At 66.1% G+C, this 20,419-nt stretch carries 20 protein-coding genes, 1 tRNA gene and 2 pseudogenes; 17 read left to right on the forward strand and 6 right to left on the reverse strand.

Features of this window, described 5'->3' with window-relative positions; genetic code table 11:
- Positions 1-9: 9 nt before the first annotated feature.
- The 7 genes and pseudogenes from GRI40_RS00450 (at position 10) to GRI40_RS00480 (ending at position 6,626) form a co-directional block, all read left to right on the forward strand.
- Positions 10-468, forward strand: coding sequence for a DMT family transporter (locus GRI40_RS00450; RefSeq protein WP_237488965.1), 459 nt, complete (start codon positions 10-12; stop codon positions 466-468).
- Entirely contained in the window at positions 465-1,478 is a 1,014-nt protein-coding gene (gene bioB / locus GRI40_RS00455; RefSeq protein WP_202390106.1) for a biotin synthase BioB, read from the forward strand. The genes GRI40_RS00450 and bioB overlap by 4 nt, the downstream gene beginning before the upstream one ends.
- 10 nt (positions 1,479-1,488) lie before the next feature.
- Positions 1,489-2,763 carry an O-acetylhomoserine aminocarboxypropyltransferase gene (locus GRI40_RS00460; protein WP_160609530.1) on the forward strand — a complete coding sequence of 425 codons (1,275 nt, stop codon included), beginning with the start codon at positions 1,489-1,491 and terminating at the stop codon, positions 2,761-2,763.
- Positions 2,764-2,765: 2 nt separating this feature from the next.
- The gene (locus GRI40_RS00465) at positions 2,766-3,638 is read left to right on the forward strand and encodes an alpha/beta hydrolase (protein ID WP_337190453.1); all 873 of its coding nucleotides are present in this window, start codon (positions 2,766-2,768) and stop codon (positions 3,636-3,638) included.
- Positions 3,620-5,674 carry an acetyl-CoA carboxylase biotin carboxylase subunit gene (locus tag GRI40_RS00470; RefSeq protein ID WP_160609531.1) on the forward strand — a complete coding sequence of 685 codons (2,055 nt, stop codon included), beginning with the start codon at positions 3,620-3,622 and terminating at the stop codon, positions 5,672-5,674. The genes GRI40_RS00465 and GRI40_RS00470 overlap by 19 nt, the downstream gene beginning before the upstream one ends.
- A 366-nt stretch (positions 5,675-6,040) precedes the next feature.
- Positions 6,041-6,190, forward strand: a pseudogene (locus tag GRI40_RS00475) (tRNA-binding protein); the annotation flags it as partial.
- Positions 6,190-6,626, forward strand: a pseudogene (locus tag GRI40_RS00480) (DUF488 domain-containing protein). The pseudogenes GRI40_RS00475 and GRI40_RS00480, both read left to right, overlap by 1 nt.
- On the opposite strand, the gene aroB reads toward GRI40_RS00480, so the two are convergent.
- Positions 6,612-7,721, reverse strand: a complete 1,110-nt coding sequence (gene aroB / locus GRI40_RS00485; RefSeq protein ID WP_160609532.1) for a 3-dehydroquinate synthase — start codon at positions 7,719-7,721, stop codon at positions 6,612-6,614. The pseudogene GRI40_RS00480 and the gene aroB sit on opposite strands and share 15 nt — an antisense overlap.
- Positions 7,712-8,281: a shikimate kinase gene (locus tag GRI40_RS00490; protein ID WP_160609533.1), complete on the reverse strand. Its 570-nt coding sequence runs from the start codon at positions 8,279-8,281 to the stop codon at positions 7,712-7,714. The genes aroB and GRI40_RS00490 overlap by 10 nt, the downstream gene beginning before the upstream one ends.
- A 104-nt stretch (positions 8,282-8,385) precedes the next feature.
- On the opposite strand from GRI40_RS00490, the gene GRI40_RS13975 reads away from it, so the two are divergent.
- The 5 genes from GRI40_RS13975 (at position 8,386) to GRI40_RS00510 (ending at position 13,818) form a co-directional block, all read left to right on the forward strand.
- Positions 8,386-8,520, forward strand: coding sequence for a hypothetical protein (locus GRI40_RS13975; protein WP_272916539.1), 135 nt, complete (start codon positions 8,386-8,388; stop codon positions 8,518-8,520).
- On the forward strand, positions 8,517-10,406 hold the full coding sequence (locus GRI40_RS00495; RefSeq protein ID WP_160609534.1) for a hypothetical protein: 1,890 nt from the start codon (positions 8,517-8,519) through the stop codon (positions 10,404-10,406). The genes GRI40_RS13975 and GRI40_RS00495 overlap by 4 nt, the downstream gene beginning before the upstream one ends.
- A gap of 26 nt (positions 10,407-10,432) precedes the next feature.
- A complete protein-coding gene (locus GRI40_RS00500; RefSeq protein ID WP_202390190.1) occupies positions 10,433-11,278 on the forward strand; it encodes a tyrosine recombinase in 846 nt (281 codons plus the stop codon).
- A gap of 9 nt (positions 11,279-11,287) precedes the next feature.
- Entirely contained in the window at positions 11,288-12,235 is a 948-nt protein-coding gene (locus tag GRI40_RS00505) for an acetyl-CoA carboxylase carboxyltransferase subunit alpha (protein ID WP_160609536.1), read from the forward strand.
- A 101-nt stretch (positions 12,236-12,336) separates the two neighbouring features.
- Positions 12,337-13,818 carry a M48 family metalloprotease gene (locus GRI40_RS00510; protein ID WP_160609537.1) on the forward strand — a complete coding sequence of 494 codons (1,482 nt, stop codon included), beginning with the start codon at positions 12,337-12,339 and terminating at the stop codon, positions 13,816-13,818.
- Between the two features lie 84 nt (positions 13,819-13,902).
- Here GRI40_RS00510 and GRI40_RS00515 read toward each other — a convergent pair whose 3' ends face one another.
- Together GRI40_RS00515 and GRI40_RS00520 are read right to left on the reverse strand one after the other, a co-directional pair.
- Positions 13,903-14,073 carry a Flp family type IVb pilin gene (locus GRI40_RS00515; RefSeq protein WP_160609538.1) on the reverse strand — a complete coding sequence of 57 codons (171 nt, stop codon included), beginning with the start codon at positions 14,071-14,073 and terminating at the stop codon, positions 13,903-13,905.
- A gap of 117 nt (positions 14,074-14,190) precedes the next feature.
- A complete protein-coding gene (locus GRI40_RS00520; protein ID WP_160609539.1) occupies positions 14,191-14,367 on the reverse strand; it encodes a Flp family type IVb pilin in 177 nt (58 codons plus the stop codon).
- Positions 14,368-14,447: 80 nt separating this feature from the next.
- On the opposite strand from GRI40_RS00520, the gene GRI40_RS00525 reads away from it, so the two are divergent.
- The 4 genes from GRI40_RS00525 (at position 14,448) to folE (ending at position 17,328) form a co-directional block, all read left to right on the forward strand.
- Positions 14,448-14,867 (forward strand): (deoxy)nucleoside triphosphate pyrophosphohydrolase, encoded by a 420-nt coding sequence (locus GRI40_RS00525; RefSeq protein ID WP_337190454.1) that lies wholly within the window; start codon positions 14,448-14,450, stop codon positions 14,865-14,867.
- 68 nt (positions 14,868-14,935) lie between these two features.
- Positions 14,936-15,012: transfer RNA gene (locus tag GRI40_RS00530), tRNA-Arg, on the forward strand.
- Between the two features lie 172 nt (positions 15,013-15,184).
- Positions 15,185-16,723 carry a phospholipase D-like domain-containing protein gene (locus GRI40_RS00535; RefSeq protein WP_337190455.1) on the forward strand — a complete coding sequence of 513 codons (1,539 nt, stop codon included), beginning with the start codon at positions 15,185-15,187 and terminating at the stop codon, positions 16,721-16,723.
- The gene (folE, locus tag GRI40_RS00540; RefSeq protein ID WP_160609540.1) at positions 16,720-17,328 is read left to right on the forward strand and encodes a GTP cyclohydrolase I FolE; all 609 of its coding nucleotides are present in this window, start codon (positions 16,720-16,722) and stop codon (positions 17,326-17,328) included. The genes GRI40_RS00535 and folE overlap by 4 nt, the downstream gene beginning before the upstream one ends.
- Here folE and GRI40_RS00545 read toward each other — a convergent pair.
- Both GRI40_RS00545 and GRI40_RS00550 read right to left on the reverse strand, forming a co-directional pair.
- Complete coding sequence (locus GRI40_RS00545; RefSeq protein WP_160609541.1) at positions 17,309-18,280, reverse strand: phosphatase PAP2 family protein; 972 nt, start codon at positions 18,278-18,280, stop codon at positions 17,309-17,311. The genes folE and GRI40_RS00545 overlap by 20 nt on opposite strands.
- 38 nt (positions 18,281-18,318) lie before the next feature.
- The gene (locus GRI40_RS00550) at positions 18,319-18,798 is read right to left on the reverse strand and encodes a peroxiredoxin (protein ID WP_160609542.1); all 480 of its coding nucleotides are present in this window, start codon (positions 18,796-18,798) and stop codon (positions 18,319-18,321) included.
- Positions 18,799-18,967: 169 nt separating this feature from the next.
- Here GRI40_RS00550 and ahcY point away from each other — a divergent pair, with 169 nt between their 5' ends.
- Positions 18,968-20,389: an adenosylhomocysteinase gene (gene ahcY, locus GRI40_RS00555; protein ID WP_160609543.1), complete on the forward strand. Its 1,422-nt coding sequence runs from the start codon at positions 18,968-18,970 to the stop codon at positions 20,387-20,389.
- Positions 20,390-20,419: the final 30 nt, after the last annotated feature.

A 20,419-nucleotide genomic window follows, 5' to 3' on the forward strand; every position in this document is an offset into this window, starting at 1 on the left:
CGCCCGCGGATGAATTCCTCCCAGGCCGCCTTCCTGCCCATCGCCGCGATGATGTTCGCCGCGGGGCTGGGCATTCCCATCTTCGCCTCGCTCAACGCGGGGCTCGGCCAGCAGCTGGGCGGGCCGGTGGCGGCCACGGCGGTCACATTCGGGGTGGGGTTGGCCATCGCGCTGGCGGTGCTGGCGTTGACCGGCGTGCCGGACCGCGCGGCCTTCACCTTCGAGCGGCCATGGCTGTGGATCGGCGCGGTCTTCATGCTGTTCTATGCCACATCGGTCGCCTACGCCGCGCCCCGCATCGGGCTGGGCAACGCGATCTTCTTCGTGCTGCTGGGCCAGATCGTGGCAGCCGCCGCCATAGACCACTTCGGCTGGCTTGGCGCGATCCAGAGCGCGCTTACGCCAAGGCGCCTGGTGGGCATCGCGGTGATGGCCCTTGGCCTCTACCTCGCAAGGAGACCCGCTTGACCGTTCGCACCGACTGGACGCGCGAGGAAATCGCCGCGCTGTTCGACCTGCCGTTCACCGAACTGCTGTTCCAGGCGGCGAGCGTGCACCGCGAGAACCACCCGCCTGCGGAGGTTCAGCTTTGCACGCTGCTCTCCATCAAGACGGGCGGCTGCCCGGAGGATTGCGGCTATTGCTCGCAGTCGGTGAAGGCCGATAGCGGCGTTCCGGCCAGCAAGCTGATGGACGTGCAGGCGGTGCTCCAGTCCGCCGCGCAGGCGAAGGACCACGGCAGCCAGCGGTTCTGCATGGGCGCCGCGTGGCGCAATCCCAAGGACCGCGACATGCCCGCGATCGTCGAGATCGTGAAAGGCGTGCGGGCGATGGGGCTGGAAACCTGCATGACGCTGGGCATGCTGACGCCGGGGCAGGCCGGGATGCTCGCGGAAGCGGGGCTCGACTACTACAACCACAACATCGACAGCAGCCCGGAATACTATGAGCGGGTCATCACCACCCGCACGATGGGCGAGCGGCTCGACACGCTGGCAAACGTCCGCGCGGCGGGCATCAACGTGTGCAGCGGCGGGATCGTCGGCATGGGCGAGACGCGCGCCGACCGGGTTGGCTTCATCCACACGCTCGCCACCCTGCCGCAGCATCCGGAAAGCGTGCCGGTCAACGCGCTGGTGCCGGTCAAGGGCACGGTGCTGGGCGACATGCTGGCCGACACCCCGCTCGCCAAGATCGACGATATCGAGTTCGTCCGCACGGTGGCGGCGGCGCGGATCACGATGCCGATGAGCATGGTGCGCCTCTCCGCCGGCCGCGAGTCGATGAGCGAGGCGACCCAGGCGCTGTGCTTCCTCGCCGGCGCGAATTCGATCTTCACCGGCGACAAGCTGCTCACCGCGCCGAATGCCGGCGACGACAGCGACGCCGCGTTGTTCGCCAAGCTGGGCCTCACCGCGCTGCAAGGCGAGGAGCCGTTGCACGCCGCCGCTTGCCGCCAGCCCGAGCCCGCGGAATGAGGAACCGGACATGAGCCAACGCCGCGAAACCCTGACCATTCACGCCGGGACCCAGCCCGATCCGACCACGAAGGCGCGGATCACCCCGATCTACCAGACGTCGTCCTATGTCTTCGACGATGTCGAGCACGCCGCGGCGCTGTTCAACCTCGAACAGTTCGGCAACATCTACACTCGCCTGATGAACCCCACGACCGGCGCGCTGGAAGGCAAGGTGGCCGCGCTGGAGGGTGGCGCGGCGGCGCTGGCGGTGTCGTCGGGCCACGCGGCGCAGTTCCTGGCGTTCCACACGCTGATGGAACCGGGGTGCGAGATAGTCGCCGCGAACAAGCTCTACGGCGGGTCGCTCAACCAGATCGGCCATTCGTTCCGCAAGATGGACTGGCAGTCGCGCTTCGTCGATGCCGACGACCCGGCAAATGTCGCCGCGGCGATCACCGACCGGACCCGGGCCGTGTTCATCGAAAGCCTCGCCAACCCTGGCGGCGTGGTCCAGAATATCGCGGCGATCGCGGACGTGGCGCACAAGGCGGGCGTGCCGCTGATCGTCGATAACACGATGGCGACGCCGATGCTGTGCCGCCCGATCGAGCACGGCGCGGACATCGTCATTCACTCGGCGACCAAGTTCCTCAACGGCCACGGCAATTCGCTCGCCGGCGTGATCGTCGATTCCGGAACGTTCGACTGGGCTGCCGGCGGCAAGTACCCGTACCTGTCGCAGCCGAATGCGAGCTACCACGGCAAGGTCTTCACCGAGGCGTTCGGCAACGTCGCCTTCATCCTCGCCTGCCGCGCGCTGGGCCTGCGCGATCTCGGCATGGCGCTATCGCCGCAGAACGCGTTCTACACGCTGACCGGCATGGAGACGCTGGCGCTGCGGATGGAGCGGCACTGCGCGAACGCGCTGGCGCTCGCCAAGTGGCTGCAGAAACATCCGAAGGTCACGTGGGTCAGCTACGCCGGCCTGCCCGACAGCCCGTATCACGCGCTGGCCGGCAAGTACCTCGACGGCAAGGGCGGGGCGGTGTTCACCTTCGGCCTGTCGGGCGGATACGAGGCCGGCGTCCGGCTGGTCCAGTCTGTCGAGCTGTTCAGCCATCTCGCCAACCTCGGCGACACGCGCTCGCTGATCATTCACCCCAGCTCCACGACGCACCGCCAGCTTGACGAAGCCGCCCAGGTGGAAGCCGGCGCCGGCCCCGACGTGGTCCGCGTGGCCGTGGGCATCGAACATATCGACGATATCATCGCCGATATCGAACAGGCGTTGGAAAAGGTGTGAGGGTGCGCGCCGCATCGCTTGCCCTGGCCCTTGCATTCGGAGCAGCGGCGCCCGCCGCGGCCGGACCGACCGCCACCAGCGATCCATCTTCGATGTCCATCGTCCTCGGACGGAGCTATACGTTGCCCGCGCCATCGCTCGGCGACCAGCGCACGATCAATGTCGCCCTGCCGGCCGGTTACGACCAGCATCCCGAGCGCCGCTATCCGGTGCTCTACCTGATCGACGGCGGGGTCGATCAGGACTTCGTGCACATCGTCGGCACCGTGAAACTTGGCGCGATCTGGGGGCGTAATGCGGAACCGATCGTGGTCGGCATCGCATCGAAGGACCGGCGGCGCGAGCTGGTAGGCCGGACTGCCGATCCCAAGCTGGTCGCCCGCTATCCCACCGCCGGGGACTCGGCGAAGTTCCGGGAGTTCGTGCGCGATCAGGTGAAGCCGTTCGTCGCCGCTCATTTCCGCACTGACGGTTACAGCGGGGTGATCGGCGAGTCTCTGGCGGGATTGTTCATCGCCGAAACGTGGCTGCGCGAACCTTCGCTGTTCGACACCTACGCCGCCATCAGCCCGAGCCTGTGGTGGGACAACGGCGCACTTTCCAACGCCGCTGCAACACTCGTCGGCCCGGCCCAGCAGGGCAAGCGCCTCTATCTGGCGTCGGAGGATGAAGGGGCGCAGTACCAAGCCCCGATCAATCGCTTCGTCGCGGCATTGGGCAAGGCTGCCGGCTGGTGCTACGCGAAGCCGGCAAACGTGACCCACGCCACGATCTACCACACGATGGCGCCGGTCGCGATCCAGTTCCTGTTTCCTCCGGCCCAAGCGCCGGACCCGCAATTCGGTTTCGAGGTTCCATGTTCAAGAAAATCCTGATTGCCAATCGCGGCGAAATCGCCTGCCGCGTCATCAAGACAGCGCGGCGCATGGGTATCGCGACGGTCGCGGTTTACTCGGACGCCGACGCACGCGCGCCGTTCGTGCGGATGGCGGACGAGGCGGTGCATATCGGGCCTTCGCCTGCCGCTGAGTCCTACCTGATCGCTAACAAGATCATCGCCGCCTGCAAGCAGACCGGGGCGGACGCCGTGCATCCCGGTTACGGCTTCCTGTCGGAGCGAACCAGCTTCGCCGAAGCGCTCGCGGCGGAAGGGATCGAATTCGTCGGCCCGCCGGTCAATGCGATCGCGGCGATGGGCGACAAGATCGAATCGAAGAAGCTCGCGAAGGAAGCGGGGGTCAACGTGGTTCCCGGTTTCGTCGGTGAGATCGAGGATACCGAGCACGCGGTGCGGATCGCGGGCGAGATCGGCTATCCGGTGATGATGAAGGCCAGCGCCGGCGGCGGGGGCAAGGGAATGCGCCTTGCCTACAACGAAACCGACGTGCGCGAAGGCTTCGAGAGCGTGAAGCGCGAAGGGCTCAACTCCTTCGGCGACGACCGCGTGTTCATCGAGAAGTTCATCCTCAACCCGCGCCACATCGAGATCCAGGTGCTCGGCGACAAACACGGCAACGTGGTTTACCTGAACGAGCGCGAGTGCTCCATCCAGCGCCGGCATCAGAAGGTGGTCGAGGAAGCGCCGTCGCCGTTCGTCACGCCGAAGATGCGGCAGGCGATGGGCGAACAGTGCGTCGCGCTGGCGAAGGCAGTGGGCTATTACAGCGCGGGGACGGTCGAACTGATCGTCAGCGGCGCGGACCCCAGTGGCGAGAGCTTCTACTTCCTCGAAATGAACACCCGCCTCCAGGTTGAACACCCGGTGACCGAGGCGATCACCGGGATCGACCTTGTCGAGCAGATGATCCGCGTGGCGGCGGGCGAGGCGCTGCCGTTCCAGCAAAGCGATATCGGCATCGATGGCTGGTCGATCGAGAACCGCGTCTATGCCGAAGACCCATATCGCGGGTTCCTGCCCAGCACCGGGCGGCTCGTGCGCTATGCGCCGCCGGTCAAGGGCTGGACTGACGACGGCGATGCCAACGGCCGCCGCGGTGTGGACGGCGTGCGGGTGGACGACGGCGTCTACGAAGGCGGCGAAGTGTCAATGTTCTACGACCCGATGATCGCCAAGCTGATCACCTGGGCGCCGACTCGCGACGAGGCGGCGGACCTGCAGGTGCAGGCGCTCGATTCCTTCCAGATCGAAGGGCTCGGCCACAACGTCGATTTCCTGTCCGCGATCATGCAGCACCCGCGCTTCCGCTCGGGCGAGCTGACCACCGGGTTCATCGCCGGGGAATATCCCGACGGCTTCCATGGCGCGGAGGCTGACGAAGGTCTGAAGCGCACGCTGGCCGCGCTCGCGGCGGCGCTCGCCACGGCCGATGCCGACCGCGCGCGCCGGATCGATGGCCAGCTCGCCGAGGCGGAACCCGCGACCGGCGACTGGCAGGTCCGCATCGGGGGCACCGACTACGATGTCAGCCTGGAGGAGGACGCGATCACGGTCGATGGCCAGCCGGTCGCGATTGCGCTGGAATACACGCCCGGGGACCGCCTGGTGGCGGTCGACCTCTACGGCGAGGACGCCGACGATGACGAGGCCGAACCCGTCGCCTCCTACGGCGTCCTGGTGGAGCCGGCCCGGATGGGCTTCCGCATGACCACGCGCGGCGCGAAGCACGATGTGCGGGTCCTCCCGGCGCATATCGCGCCGCTGGCGGCCCACATGATCGAGAAGATACCGCCGGATCTTTCGAAGTTCCTCATCTGCCCGATGCCGGGACTGCTCGTGTCGCTGCACGTGGCTGAAGGCGACGCGGTGCAGCCCGGCCAGCCGCTTGCGACGGTCGAAGCGATGAAGATGGAGAACATCCTCCGGGCGGAGAAGGCGGCGACGGTGGCCAGGATCAACGCAAAGCAAGGCGACAGCCTTGCCGTGGACGAGATCATCCTCGAGCTCGAGTGATGCACCTCGATCGCGATCCCTCGGCCCCGCTGGCACCCGAGCGCGCATGTGCGATCGGCACGATCGTTGCGGCGAAGGTTTCCGCCTACAGCGTTCCGCCGACGCCAGGCAAGAAAGGGGCGCACATGTTAGAGAAAAGCGATCGCCAGGCTAGGCTAACATCGATCCTGCGAACCAGAGCATGATGATGAAAAGTCCAATCGTACTTACCAGATTAGCGGTAGGCGTGACTCTGGTGCGAGCCCATTCCTTGTCCGCGGGCGTCGCCGTCAGATGCCCGACAATTATGAGCATCACCACCAGCATTGCAATCTGAACATGGAAGCGATCCCCTTGTTCGCAATGCATAAACGGCGCATTTCCATGCGCCAGGTCGCCGGCGCGGTCAACGTTCCCCCGCGCCAGATCGGCAGGGTCGTGTCCCGTTCGCTGACGCTTGGTTTCGCCGGCAAGCTCGGGAATGTCGTGCTGTTCGCGCCCGACACACCGGTGCCCAACGGTTCGCGCCTGTTCTGATGCCCACGATCTGGACGATCGGATATGAACAGGCGACGCAGGCGGCGGTGGTTGCGGCGCTGACGGCGGCCGGGGTCGAACTCCTGGCCGATATCCGCTATCTGCCGCTGTCGCGGCGCCCGGGTTTCTCGAAGAACGGTCTCAAGGCCGGGGTCGAGGAAGCGGGCATTGCCTACCGGCATTTCCGCCAGCTCGGCACTCCGCCGGAAGGACGCGCGGCGGCGCGGCGCGGCGATCATGCGGAACTGGAACGCGTCTATGCCGGGCAGTTGACCTTGCCCGAGGCGCTCGCCCAGATGGCGGAGCTTCACGCCCTGGCGGAGGAAAAACGCGCTACGAACGTGACTCTGCCGAATGCCACCGCAGCCTGCTCTACGATGCATTGTTCGCGGGGTTCGATCGGGTCGATCTCGAGCCGGAACTAGTGCGCGCGTAACTCCTCGTCGAGGAACGCGGCGACATCGGCCAGCGCGACGTCGCGGGCGAGGAACGCCTGTCCTATCCCCCGCAGCAGGACGAACGGGAGCGTGCCGCCCTCCATCTTCTTGTCGTGGCGCATGTGATCGACCAGGCGCTGGCCGTCTGCGCTGAGGCCAAGCGCCGCGATTTCCGCCGGGAGACCGGCCGCATCGACCGCGGCCGTCACCGCCTCCGCTTCATCGTCGCCCATCAAGCCGAGCCGCGCCGAGTAGCGCGCCGCCAGCACCATGCCGAGTGCGACCGCCTCTCCGTGCAGCAGGCGATCGGAGAACCCGGCCTCCGCCTCCAGCGCGTGGCCGAACGTGTGTCCGAGGTTCAGCAGGGCCCGTGCGCCGGTGGTTTCGCGTTCGTCCTGCGCGACGATCCAGGCCTTGGCGGCAACGCTGGTGGCGACGGCATGGGCGGTCGCGGACGGATCGCCGCCCGTCACCGCCCCGCCGTTATCCGCCAGCCACTCGAAGAACGCGGCATCCCCCAGCACGCCGTACTTCAGCACCTCGGCATAGCCGGCGCGCAGTTCCCGGGGCGGCAGCGTGCGCAAGGTGTCGAGGTCCGCCAGAACGAGCGAAGGCTGGTGGAACGCGCCGACAAGATTCTTGCCCGCGGCAGTGTTGATCGCGGTCTTGCCGCCGACCGAGCTGTCGACTTGCGCGAGCAGCGTGGTTGGCACCTGCACGAAACCGCAGCCCCGCTTGAGGATCGCGCAGGCGAACCCGGTGAGATCGCCGACCACGCCGCCGCCGAATGCCACGACATGGTCGCCGCGCTCGACCCCCTGGGCGAGTAACCAGTCGGTGAGGCGGGCGAGGCTGTCCCAGCTTTTCGACGATTCACCCGGCTCCACCAGGTAAACCGCCGCGCTGCGGCCGCTTGCCGCGAGACCGGCCTCCAGACGCGCGCCATGCAGCGCCCATGCGTTGCGATCGGCGACCAAAGAGAATTCTCTTTGACGCAGAAACGGCCCCACAATCGTGTCTGCCTGCTCCAGCAAGTTGGCATCGACGATCACGTCGTAGCTGCGCCCGGCAAGGGCGACGGGGATCACAGCCATCGGTCGATCGCCTCGATTATGGCAACTGCCGTGTCGCGGTGGGGCATCTGGTCGCTGGTCACATGAACCGGCGCTTCGGCATAGACCGGCGCCCGCTCGCGGTGCAGGCGTGCGAGAATTTCGGCAGGATCGCCGCCGCGCAGCAGGGGCCGGCTGTCGCGCCGTCCGGTCCGCGCCACCAGCGTGTCGATGGCGCAGTCGATCCACACCGCGATGCCGGCCGCGTTCACCAGCGCGCGGGTTTCGGGATTGACGTAAGCGCCCCCGCCGGTGGCGATCACGCCGTAGCCTTCGTGCATCAACCGGCCGATGACGCGGCGTTCCCCGTCGCGAAAGTGATCCTCGCCGAACCGTTCGAAGATTTCGGAAACGCTCATCGCAGCGGCCCGTTCGATCTCCTCGTCCGCATCGACGAAACTGGTATCGAGAAGTTCGGCAAGCTTGCGGCCGACCGTGGATTTGCCCACCCCCATCAAGCCCACCAGCACGATCGGACGATCGAGCCGACGGCCGATCACGCCAATTTCGGCGGCGGAAAGGTTCCGGGTTGTAACGCGCATTGCCGCTGCGACTATAGATGCGCTAGGGCGCGTGCAACCATGCACGCCGGGACACATGAGCCCGCTCTTTTCGGGTTTGCTTTTTTGGGGTTCGCCTTTTGCCGATGATGGACAAGCGGGTCGGTTGGATCGCTGCGGCGCTGTGCCTGGCGCTGCTGACCTATGCCTGGATCGACGGCGGGGAAGAGCCGATCCGGCCGATTGTCGAACCGATCGCAGTGCCGGAAAAGGCGCGATGAAGCGGGGTATCCTGTTGGCGCTGGGCGCGTCGGCACTCGTTCTCGGGTCCGGGCTGGCGATGGCGCAAGGCGCGCCGCAATCGATCCTGCCGCCCGATTTCCGGGATCCGGCGCCAACGCCGAGCCCCACCGCGCGGCCGCCTGCTCCCGCCCAGACCGATGCGCCGGCGGCGACGACGACGTCTGTCCCAGTCATCCAGCCGATTCCAAAGGGAGCAAACAGCGGTAGCAGCAGCGCGCCCGCGCCCGCGCCCCTGCCCGATTTCGCCGGCACCCTGCCGTCTCTGGCGGAGCTGGAGCGTATGTCGACGGACGAGCTCGACGAGCTGCTCGGCCTGAAGCCCAAAGTGGACATTCCGCCCGCCGCACGCAGGGCGACCACGCGGGTGGGGGTGCTCGCGCCGTCGGAAGGCGGGCTTCCGGTGCTGTCGCTTGCCAACCAGCCCGCGTCCCTGGTGCGCGCCGCGCTCAGCGCGTCCGATGGCCCGGTCGTCTCGCGCTGGGGCCATATCCTGCTGCGGCGCGGCCTTGCGAGCCGGCTTGCGGCGCCTTCGGGCATGGATCCGATCGAATTTGCCGCGTTGCGCACCCGTACTCTCAACGCGATGGGCGAATTCGCCGCCGCCCGCGCCGTGGCTCAGGACGTGGACACGGCCAACTGGAACCCCGCGCTGACGGCCGCCGCACTCGACGCTTATATCGGCACAGCGGACCTCGTGGGCGCCTGCCCGGTGGTGCGGCTCCAGGGCAATGTGCGCGAAGACGCCAACTGGCGCCTGTTCCAGGGCATCTGCAACGCGTTCGCCGGGGAGGGCGCTCGCGCGAAGGCCGACCTCAACCGCGTACGCAGCCGGGGCCAGGCGGCGGCGATCGACGCGCTGCTGGCCCAGCGCTTCGCCGGCGCGGCGGGGCAGGGCCGGGGCGCGGTGACCATCGAATGGAACGGGGTGGATGAACTCACCCCGATGCGTTTCGCGCTGGCCAATGCGGTGGGCGAGCCGGTGCCCGATAACCTGCTGGACGATGCGGGCCCCTATTACAGCCGGGCCGCCGCGACGGCGCCCATGCTGACGCTGTCCCAACGGATAGACGCCGCCAATCTCGCCGCGCGCGAAGGGATTCTTTCGTCTACCGCCCTGGTCGATCTGTACGCGCAGGCATTCGTCGAGGAAGACCTCGACGGCCCGATCGCGACTCTCGCCGCGCGCCTGCGTCAGGCCTACGTCGGCGCGGATGCGGCGGCGCGTCTGGCGGCGATACGCGAGATCTGGGCCGGTCCCCGATCGGACGGGGAAGACGCCGCCGCGCCCGGCACGATCGACTATGCGCGGCTGATCCTTACCGCCAACGCCGCCGCGCGGGTCGAGCCTGACGAGGAATTCCTGGACGATGCCGGCAACCTGATCGCGGCCATGCTCTCAGCCGGTTTCGAGCGTGACGCGCTGCGGTGGGCGGCGCTCGTCCCCGACGGCAGCGCAGCGTGGGCGCAACTCACGTTCGCGGCACCCGGGCGACGCGATCCGGTGTCGTCCGGCGCGATCGACGATTTCATCGACGATGACGACAGCCAGGACCAACGCAAATCCCAGTTCCTGGTTGCTGGACTCGCCGGCCTCGGCCGGATGGACGCCGACGATGTGGGCGGCTATTCGAGCGACCTCAAAATGAACCTCGGCAGCGCGACACGCTGGACCCGTGCGATCGACGCGGCAGCGGCGGTGGACAACCAGGCACTCGTGGTCTTGCTGGCGGGCCTGGGCATGCAGGGTTCCGGGTGGGACCGGATGACGGCCCGGCATCTCTATCACATCGTGGCCGCGCTCAACCGAGTCGGTCTCGAAGCGGAAGCCCGGATGATCGCGGCGGAGGCCGTGGCCCGCGGGTGAGCGCGGCGATCGACGATTTCCTGGCGATGCTCGCGGCCGAACGCGGCGCTGCGGCCAACACGATCGCTGCATATCGCCGGGATCTGGTCGCGAGCGAAGCGGTGATCGGCGAGCTCGCGGCGGCGGACAAGGCCGGGATCGAATCGCTCGCCCGGCACTGGTCCGCGCTCGCCCCGGCATCGGTCGCACGCAAGGCATCGGCCTTGCGGCAGTTCTTCGGTTTCATGGTGGACGAAGGCCGCCGACCTGACGATCCGAGCGTAGCCTTGCCTCGTCCGGCGACCCGGCGTCCGCTGCCGCGAATCCTGGATCACCGTGAAATCGAACTGCTTTTCGTGCAGGCCGAACGCGAGGCGGAAGCGGAACAGCCCGCACCCGTTCGCATGCTGACGCTGGTGGAGATGCTTTATGGTTCGGGATTGCGCGCGACCGAGCTGGTTTCGCTGCCGCTGGCGTCCGTGCCCAGGGACGCCCCCTTCCTGACCGTCATGGGGAAGGGGGGCCAGGCGCGGATGGTGCCCGTGGGTGGGCGAGCGAAGGCGGCATTGTCCCGCTGGCTGGCGGTGCGGCCCCAGGGCAAGTTCCTGTTTCCCTCGCGCGGGGGGCACCTCACCCGCATACGCCTGTTCCAGTTGTTGAAAGGCCTGGCAACGCGTGCGGGAATCGCACCGGAAAAGGTCAGCCCCCATGTGCTGCGTCATGCCTTCGCGACGCACCTGCTGGAAGGCGGGGCGGACTTGCGCGTCTTGCAGACCCTGCTCGGCCACGCGGACATAGCCACGACGCAAATCTATACCCACGTCGACTCGGCGCGATTGGTTGCGCTGGTCAACGAACGCCACCCGCTTGCGCGGGCGGGCCGGGGCGACTAGCTGCGCACGATGCAATCCTATCTCGAATTCGAGAAGCCTGTCGCCGAGCTCGACAAGCGCATCGCCGAACTGCGGGCGGCTGCCGCGGGCGATGATGTCGACATCTCGGCGGAGCTCGCGCGGCTCGAGGCGAAGAGCCGCGAATTGCTCGGAACCACGTATGGCGCGCTGACGCCGTGGCAGAAGACGCAGGTAGCGCGCCATCCGCAGCGCCCGCACTTTCGCGATTACGTGGCCCACGCTTTCGACGAATTCATTCCGCTCGGCGGGGACCGGCTCTACGGTGACGACCAAGCGATCATGGGCGGGCTGGCCTCGCTGGGTGGGCGCAAGGTGGTGCTGATCGGCCATGAAAAGGGCAACGACACCGAAAGCCGCATCCGGCACAACTTCGGGATGGGCAAGCCGGAAGGATATCGCAAGGCGATCCGGCTGATGGAACTGGCGGGCCGCTTCGGGCTGCCCGTGGTTACCCTGGTCGACACGTCCGGCGCGTTCCCGGGGATCGAGGCGGAGGAGCGCGGCCAGGCCGAAGCGATCGCACGCTCGACCGAGGCGTGCCTGGCGCTGCCAGTGCCGATGGTCGCCGCCATCGTGGGCGAAGGCGGATCGGGCGGCGCGGTGGCCCTGGCGAGTGCCGAACGCGTATTGATGATGGAACACGCGGTCTATTCGGTGATCAGCCCGGAAGGCTGCGCTTCGATCCTGTGGCGCACGGCTGAAAAGGCGCCCGATGCGGCCGAGGCCATGAAGGTGACGGCGCAGCACCTGGAAAAGCTGGGCGTGATCGATCGTATCGTCCCCGAGCCTTTCGGCGGTGCGCAGCGCGATCCGGCGGGCGCGGCACAGGCCCTGGGCGCCGCCATCGGGGAAGAGCTCGACGCGCTTTCCGCGCTCGACCCGGCGACCCTGCGCCGCAAACGGGAAGATCGTTTTCTAGCCATCGGCAGTAACTGACCGCCGGCGAGCAGGGGAACCAAGCCCCGGCCGTGCGTGTTCCAAGGTGCGTATCGCAAACCGCGGCGGGGGTGGATCGCCGCACACCTTGGAGATTACCGATGTTCCATTCCCGACTGCCGTGGCGGCACGCGGCCCTATACGTGAGTGTCGCGGGTCTCGCATTGAGTGGTTGCGCCACCACGGCTGAAGCGCAGAGCGGCGGGGCAACGACGATCACTCAGGCAGAGGCACGCCAAGGCGCACAGGCGCATCCGCAGCTCCTGCAGGAATTCGGCGGCGCGATGACCGGGCCCCAGGCCCAGTATGTCGAGCAGGTCGGGAAGAACATCGCGGTGCGATCCAGCCTTTCGAACGCGCGCGACGCGTTCACGGTTTCCCTCCTGAACAGCTCGGTGAACAACGCGTTCGCCATCCCGGGTGGCTACATCTACACGACGCGCCAGCTTGTCGCGCTTATGAACAACGAGGCGGAGCTTGCCGGCGTCCTCGGGCACGAAGTCGGCCACGTGGCCGCACGGCATTCGCAGCGCCGCCAGCAGACGTCGACGCGCAACTCGATCCTTGGCGTGCTCGGGTCGGTCCTCGCCGGTGCGGTGCTGGGTAATAGCCAGGCCGGCCAGCTGCTGACGCAGGGAATCCAGCAGGGTACGCAAATGCTCACGCTGAGCTTCTCCCGCAACCAGGAAATTGAGGCGGACCGGCTCGGTATCCAGTACCTCCGCGCCGCCGGTTACGATCCGCGCGCGATGGGCACCGTGTTGCAGAGCCTGGCTGCACAGAACGCGCTGGATGCCTCGCTCCAGGGGCGCCGAGACGCGACTATCCCCCAATGGGCCTCGACTCACCCGGATCCGGCAAGCCGCGTGCGTTCCGCGCTGCAACTTGCCGGTAATGCGACGGGCATTACCAATCGCGACACTTTCCTGGCCCGTATCGACGGGCTGACTTACGGCGACGATCCGGCCCAGGGCGTGATCGAAGGCAATCAGTTCATCCATCCCCAGCTTCGCTTCGCCTTCGCCGCGCCGAACGGGTTCTACATGGTGAACGGGACTCGGGCGGTTTCGATCAACGGGCAGAGCGGCCAGGCGCAGCTCACCACCGCCGCCTACAACGGCAATCTGGAAACATACGTCCGGCAGGCCTTTGCCGGCCTGAGCCAGAACCAGCAGATTGCGCCGCAGACCTTGCAGCGCACGACCGTTAACGGGCTGCCGGCCATGTATGGCCTGACCCGGGTCAATTCCGGCAACGGACAGGTGGATGTTACCGTGTTCGCCTATGAATTCGCGCCCAACCAGGCGTACCATTTCGTAGGGATCACGCAGGCTGGGCGATCGGGCGTGTTCACGCCGATGTTCAATTCAATGCGGCGTATCAACGCGAACGAGGCGGCGGGGGTGGTGCCCCGGGTCATCGATGTTGTAACCGTGGGGCCCCGCGACACCGTGCAAACGCTCGCTGGCCGGATGGCCTATACCAGTGCGCAGGAGCAGCGCTTCCGGGTGCTGAACGGTCTTTCATCCAGTGCGACCGTCGTCCCAGGGCAGAAGGTGAAGCTGGTGGTGCGGGGGCGCTAGGGTCCCTGCCAGCTATCCGACACAAACGAAAAGTGCGGCGGGATCGCTCCCGCCGCACCTCGTATCTCCGGTCGGAGGAAAGGCTTAGTTGCCCTTCGCCATCTCGGTGCTGACCTTCTTGAAGGTCGTGCTGAGCTGGTTGCCCAGGCCCTGCATCGCGACGATCGCGGCGATGGCGATCAGAGCAGCAATGAGGCCGTATTCGATTGCGGTCGCGCCTTCTTCGTCGCGAACGAGATTCTTGATGAACTGCATTTGACGTCTCCTGGTTCAGTCTTCGCTACCCGGCCCATGCCGCACCCAATTAACGGCCTGGACATTTCGGGAAGATACGGATTTGAAGTTGATAAATTACTAACCGATCCACCCTGTTTACTTGCTCGCTTCGGCCATCTTGCTGCTGACACTGTTCCACATCGTGATCGTGGCGGTCCCGAAGTTCTGAACTGCGGTCAGCATGGCAATGAAAATCAAAGCGAGGATCAGGCCATATTCGACGGCTGTTGCCCCCGACGTATCGCTGGCAATCTGTCTTAGAAGTATGCGCATCGGCGTTCTTCTGCTCCATGGCCTGCGGCCTGATCGCCGTCGCTTCTGCGCGCTGGCGAGTTAAGAAAGGGTTTCCTTGCGTGTCCGAACTGGAAAATTCTCCGACACGCATGGCGGTGGTTGCGGGCGCGCTCAGGCGACCGGACGGCCGCTGGCTCCTGGGGAAGCGGCCCGCGGGCAAGCATCACGCGGGCCTGTGGGAATTTCCCGGCGGGAAGGTCGAAGCGGGGGAATCGCCGGAACACGCCCTGATACGGGAGCTCGCGGAGGAGCTGGGAATCCGGGTCGATTCTGCGGCAATTTCCCATCTGGCCGTCGCGGAGGCAGCCGCGGACGGCGATCATCCCGCGGTTGTCATCACGCTTTACACCGTCGCCCGCTGGGGAGGCGTCCCCACGGCGCATGACGGGGCGGAAATCGCCTGGTTCGGACCTGCGGCAATGGTGGAACTACCGATGCCGCCGCTCGATGTCGTGCTGCGAACCCACTTGCCCGGTTGAACGGGAAAAGGCGCCGGATAAGGGATTGCCAACCCTGGGCAGCCTGCCTATGTGGCGCCCTCCAATGCGCGCCCGTAGCTCAGCTGGATAGAGCATCAGACTACGAATCTGAGGGTCGGACGTTCGAATCGTTCCGGGCGCGCCATTCATTCCAGGCCGTCTTCCCGATTGGGGAGGCGGCCTGAATTGTTTTGCTCGCCCGCCCGCGGGCCGGCGCGCCCCAAGGGCAGCCCCGTCCACCCGGGCCCTTCCACCCGGGCGCTCCACGCGCTAGCCACTCCCCGCGTCATCGCCTGACAGAAGGGGGCAAGCAGGTTTTGGACGAAACTGGACAACCCGCCGCAGAGTGTACGTTCAACGACAAATCCGCCGAACCGGGCGTATGGCGCTATGCGAAGGCCGCGCGGGCGAGCGTGATCGTCGATGCCGAAAACTATTTCGGCTTCATGCAGACCGCGATGCTCCAGGCCCGCCGCAGGATCATGCTGGTCGGCTGGGACTTCGATACGCGGATTCACCTCGCTGTAGGCCGCCGCTGGTTCAGCCGCCCGTTCCGCCGTGAATACCCCCGCCGCCTGGGTAGCTTTCTCGTCTGGCTGGCGCGGCATCATCGCGGGCTGGAGATTTGCATTCTCAAGTGGGGGCTGGGTGTTTTCCAGTTCCTCACCCGCGGATACATGATCGTGGATGTGCTTCGGATGGCGCGCGTCGACGGCATCACGTTCAACTTCGACAGCCATCACCCGGTGGGATGTTCACATCATCAGAAGATCGTCGTGATCGATGATCAACTGGCGGTCTGCGGCGGAATCGACATGACCCAGGATCGCTGGGACACCCGGGATCATCGCGAAAAGGATCGTCGGCGCCGCCGGCCGCACGGCCGCAGGTATGGGCCGTGGCACGATGCGACGATGATGATGGAAGGCGATATCGCCCATCAGCTTGGTGTGTTGAGCCGCGAACGGTGGGCAACGGCAGGCGGGTCCCAATTGGAAGCGGCGGAAGCAAGCGGCGAAAGCCTGTGGCCCGAGAAACTGCCTGTCCAGTTCGAGAACGTCGAAATCGGCATCGCACGCACACGCGCCGAATACGATGGGTGCCCCGAAATCCGCGAGATCGAGGATCTGCTGGTCGCCCAGATCGGGCAGGCGAAACGATTCATCTATTCGGAGAACCAGTATTTCACCTCCCCCCGGGTCGCCGAAGCGATCACCGCGCGGCTGAAGGAGGAAAACCCGCCCGAGATCGTCATGGTGCAGCCCGATGCCGCCGATGGGTGGCTGGAGCAGCAGGCCATGGACCACGCGCGCAACTGCCTGCTCCATGCCATCCACGAAGTCGACAGCAAGGGCCGCTTCGCCATGTTCGTGCCTTACACGGGCGAGACGAAGATCTACGTCCACGCCAAGCTGACGATCATCGACGACCGCATCCTCCGGATCGGCTCGGCCAACTGGAACAACCGGTCCATGGGCCTCGATAGCGAATGCGATGTGTTCATCGATTGCGACCGTCCCGGTAACGATCACGCCTGCGACGCGATCACCGCTCTGCGTTGCTCCTTGCTGGCGGAGCATTGCGGACTGGAGGAGGCGGATGTCGCCCGACTGCTCGAGGCCGATCCATCGATGCTGAACCTCATCAACACGCATGGGCAGCTCAATTCCCGCCAACTCCGCCGGTTCGAGCCTCCGCCGGTCGGCGAGATCGAAGGGGCGCTGGCCGAATCGCAGATCCTTGATCCCGAACACCCCGACCTGATGCTGGAACCGTTTGCCAAGGGAGGACTGATGAAGCAGGGCAGCCTGGTCCGGCGCGCCTACGACCGCGCAAAACGAGGATTCGGGAAATGAGCAGCCTGGTAGGGCCCGATGAAGACGATCCGCGCGGCAAGCCGCTAGTGCCCGATGACGTGCAGGATGCAATCCGAACGCTGATCCGCTGGGCGGGAGACGATCCGGCGCGCGAAGGACTTCTCGATACGCCGAGCCGCGTCGCCCGGGCGTGGAAGGAATACTGCCTCGGCTATGGCGAAGACCCGTCCGTGCACCTGTCGCGTGTGTTCGAGGAAGTGGGCGGATACAACGAGATCGTCCTGCTCAAGGACATTCCGTTCCAGAGCCACTGCGAACACCACATGGCCCCGATCATCGGCAAGGCGGCGATCGCCTATTTACCGACCGACCGCGTGGTCGGGATCAGCAAGCTCGCCCGTGTGCTCCACGGCTTCGCGCGGCGCCTGCAGGTGCAGGAACGGCTGACGGCGGAAGTCGCCGATTGCATCTGGAGCCATCTCAGGCCGCAGGGCGTCGCCGTGGTGATCGAAGCTGCGCACAGCTGCATGACCGCGCGCGGCGTGCGGACACCCGGCGTCGGCATGATCACCAGCCGCATGATGGGGACCTTCCTCGACGACCCGCGCAGCCGCGAGGAAGTGCTCAGGCTGATGGGGTACTGACGCGCCGGGCGACCGTTACGGCCCCAGCCCAGATCGCGAATCCCGCGACAAGGTCGATGACATAATGACCGCCAATCGGAATCGTCGAGACGATGACCGCGGCGGCCCATGCGACCCCCAGCCACCGCAGGCGCGTCCTGGCGACCGCCTGTAGCGCGACGAGGGCGAGGACGGTGTGGAACGAAGGGAACGTGACCAGCCCGCTCATGTCGTCCAGCCGCAGCACCGTGTCGGTGCCCGCGCGGAAATGATGGAACGCTTCCAGGTGATAGATGCCGGCCCCGGCGGGCAGGCCTGCCCCTTGAAGGTCGAGCATCGCGAGGTGCGCCATCGCCCCAACCGCCGGCGCGACGATCGAGACCAGCGCCACGACCTGCATGGCCAGGACGATCGTCATGACAAGTTCCCAGGCTTCCGCGCGCCGATTGGCGAGGAGCCGCAACCCGATGAGAGCGACCGCGATGGCGCCGGACGCGTTGTAGATCACTGCCAGCGCATCGATCGTCGCTGGCTGCGCCGCAAAGGCACGGACGACTTGCGCGACGTCGATGCCCACCAGGCCGTCGATCCCTGCCAGCAGGCCATCGACGGGCGACGCGCCCAGGCGCAGGCCGGCGTTCGAGACCACCCCGCAGGCCATCAGCGCGAGGATGCCCACTCCGACGATCGCGGCGGCATCGCCGAGGCGCGGGTCGAGATGGCGCACGCGACACCAGGCCGACAGGGCAAACATTGCCGCCGCCAGGAAAAGGAAACGGACGAACGGCCCTGCCTGGACCGTCATCCCGGCGGAGGCGACAACCGCACCGGCGGCCAGCGCCGCAATTCCCAGGACAACCGACAGTAAAAGGACGACGGGCCGGAATCGCGCTGGCGCGGGGAACAGGCGAAGGCCGGCAGCACCATCGGCGGCCTCGTTCGCGGACAGGGGAAGGGCGGGAAGCGCGTTCACGCCCCCGCCCTAGAATGCGAATGGTTTATTTCGCGTTGTCAGAGCTGGCCGAGCATATGCTCCGCACTGGAAACCGAAAAATCGCCGGGCTGTTCGACGTTGAGCTGGGTCACGGTTCCGTCGTCCACGATCATCGAGAAACGCTGGCCGCGCTTGCCCAGTCCGAAGCCCGAGCCGTCCATCGTCAAGCCCAGCGCCTCGGCGAATTCGCCGTTGCCGTCCGCCAGCATCGTGATGTCCTCGCTGCCGGCAGACTTGTTCCAGGCGCCCATGACGAAGGCATCGTTCACGGCTGTCGCGGCGATCTCGTCGATGCCTTTGGCCTTCAGTTCCGCGGCCTTTTCCACGTAACCGGGAAGGTGACGGGCGGAACAGGTCGGGGTGAAGGCACCCGGAACGGAGAACAGCGCAACCTTGCGACCGGCGAAATAGTCGGCGCTCTGAACCGCTTCGGGGCCATTGTCGGTCGCCCTGACCAGCTTCACGTCGGGCAGCTTGTCACCCACCTTGATCGTCATCGCTATTTTCCTTTTTGCAGTGTCCATGTCCGTCGGCACACCGAAATAGCGATGCCCAACCCGCGCGCAAGCCGGGGCGGTGGATTCGACATATAAAGGAAGCTTTATATTTGCCATGAAACGCGCGCCCCGCTAGGGCGCGCCGATTCTGCGAATTGGAGATTTCTAAGTGGCCACTTCCGCCCCGACCGCCGTACGCGACTATGTCATCCAGGATATCAACCTCGCCGCATATGGGCGCGACGAGATCGCGATCGCGGAAACCGAGATGCCGGGTCTCATGGCCTTGCGGGAGGAATACGGCGCCTCACAGCCGCTGAAAGGCGCGCGGATCACCGGTTCGCTGCACATGACGATCCAGACGGCGGTGCTGATCGAAACGCTGACAGCCCTTGGCGCCGAAGTGCGCTGGGCGACCTGCAACATCTATTCCACGCAGGACCACGCCGCCGCCGCCATCGCCGCCAGCGGCGTGCCGGTCTTCGCGGTCAAGGGCGAGAGCCTGGCCGATTACTGGGATTATGTCGGCCGCATCTTCGACTGGTCGAAGGACGGCGACGACACGACCTGCAACATGATCCTCGACGATGGCGGGGACGCGACGATGTTCGCACTCTGGGGCGCGCGGATCGAAGCGGGCGAGACGATGCCCGAGCCGACGAACGCGGAAGAGGTCGAGATGCAGCGCGCGCTGAAGGCATTCCTGAAGGCGAAGCCGGGCTATCTCACCGCCACGGTCAAGGCGATCAAGGGCGTGTCGGAAGAAACCACCACCGGCGTTCACCGGCTTTATCACATTGCCAAGCAGGGCAAGCTGCCGTTCCCCGCGATCAACGTGAACGACAGCGTGACCAAGTCGAAGTTCGACAACCTCTATGGCTGCAAGGAATCGCTGGTGGACGCGATCCGCCGCGCGACCGACGTGATGCTGGCAGGCAAGGTCGCCTGCGTGGCCGGCTTCGGCGACGTGGGCAAGGGCAGCGCGGATTCGCTGCGCAACGGCGGCGCGCGCGTCATGGTGACCGAAATCGACCCCATCTGCGCCCTTCAGGCGGCGATGGAAGGGTTCGAGGTCGTGACCATGGAAGAAGCGACCAAGCGCTGCGACATCTTCGTCACCACCACGGGCAATGAAGACGTAATCACCGCCGAACACATGAAGGCGATGAAGCCGATGGCGATCGTCTGCAACATCGGCCACTTCGACAGCGAGATCCAGATAAGCGCGCTCGACAATTACGAATGGAAGGAGATCAAGCCCGGCACCGATCTCGTCACCTTCCCCGATGGCAAGCAGATCATCGTCCTCGCCAAGGGGCGCCTGGTGAACCTGGGCTGCGCCACGGGTCACCCGAGCTTCGTCATGAGCTGCTCGTTCACCAACCAGACGCTGGCGCAGATCGAACTGTTCACGAAGTCGGACGAGTACGAGAACGAGGTTTATGTGCTTCCCAAGCACCTCGACGAGAAGGTCGCCGCACTGCACCTCGAAAAGCTGGGCGTTCAGCTGACCCGCCTGACGCAGCGGCAGGCCGATTACATCGGCGTGCCGGTGGAGGGCCCGTTCAAGCCCGATCACTACCGTTACTGATCGCGCCCCTTACGGAGTTGCTTTGGGCGG

It is taken from the genome of Tsuneonella aeria, assembly GCF_009827495.1.
GTDB lineage: Bacteria > Pseudomonadota > Alphaproteobacteria > Sphingomonadales > Sphingomonadaceae > Tsuneonella > Tsuneonella aeria.

Bases quoted from the DNA above. Each gene is read 5' to 3' on its own strand.
- aroB (WP_160609532.1), bottom strand. From the start codon at position 7,721: ATGGCTGTGATCCCCGTCGCCCTTGCCGGGCGCAGCTACGACGTGATC.
- GRI40_RS00460 (WP_160609530.1), top strand. From the start codon at position 1,489: ATGAGCCAACGCCGCGAAACCCTGACCATTCACGCCGGGACCCAGCCC.
- GRI40_RS00505 (WP_160609536.1), top strand. From the start codon at position 11,288: ATGCAATCCTATCTCGAATTCGAGAAGCCTGTCGCCGAGCTCGACAAG.
- GRI40_RS00450 (WP_237488965.1), top strand. From the start codon at position 10: ATGAATTCCTCCCAGGCCGCCTTCCTGCCCATCGCCGCGATGATGTTC.
- GRI40_RS00500 (WP_202390190.1), top strand. From the start codon at position 10,433: ATGCTCGCGGCCGAACGCGGCGCTGCGGCCAACACGATCGCTGCATAT.
- GRI40_RS13975 (WP_272916539.1), top strand. From the start codon at position 8,386: ATGATGGACAAGCGGGTCGGTTGGATCGCTGCGGCGCTGTGCCTGGCG.
- GRI40_RS00490 (WP_160609533.1), bottom strand. From the start codon at position 8,281: ATGCGCGTTACAACCCGGAACCTTTCCGCCGCCGAAATTGGCGTGATC.
- GRI40_RS00510 (WP_160609537.1), top strand. From the start codon at position 12,337: ATGTTCCATTCCCGACTGCCGTGGCGGCACGCGGCCCTATACGTGAGT.
- GRI40_RS00515 (WP_160609538.1), bottom strand. From the start codon at position 14,073: ATGCAGTTCATCAAGAATCTCGTTCGCGACGAAGAAGGCGCGACCGCA.
- GRI40_RS00495 (WP_160609534.1), top strand. From the start codon at position 8,517: ATGAAGCGGGGTATCCTGTTGGCGCTGGGCGCGTCGGCACTCGTTCTC.
- GRI40_RS00550 (WP_160609542.1), bottom strand. From the start codon at position 18,798: ATGACGATCAAGGTGGGTGACAAGCTGCCCGACGTGAAGCTGGTCAGG.
- GRI40_RS00470 (WP_160609531.1), top strand. From the start codon at position 3,620: ATGTTCAAGAAAATCCTGATTGCCAATCGCGGCGAAATCGCCTGCCGC.
- folE (WP_160609540.1), top strand. From the start codon at position 16,720: ATGAGCAGCCTGGTAGGGCCCGATGAAGACGATCCGCGCGGCAAGCCG.
- GRI40_RS00520 (WP_160609539.1), bottom strand. From the start codon at position 14,367: ATGCGCATACTTCTAAGACAGATTGCCAGCGATACGTCGGGGGCAACA.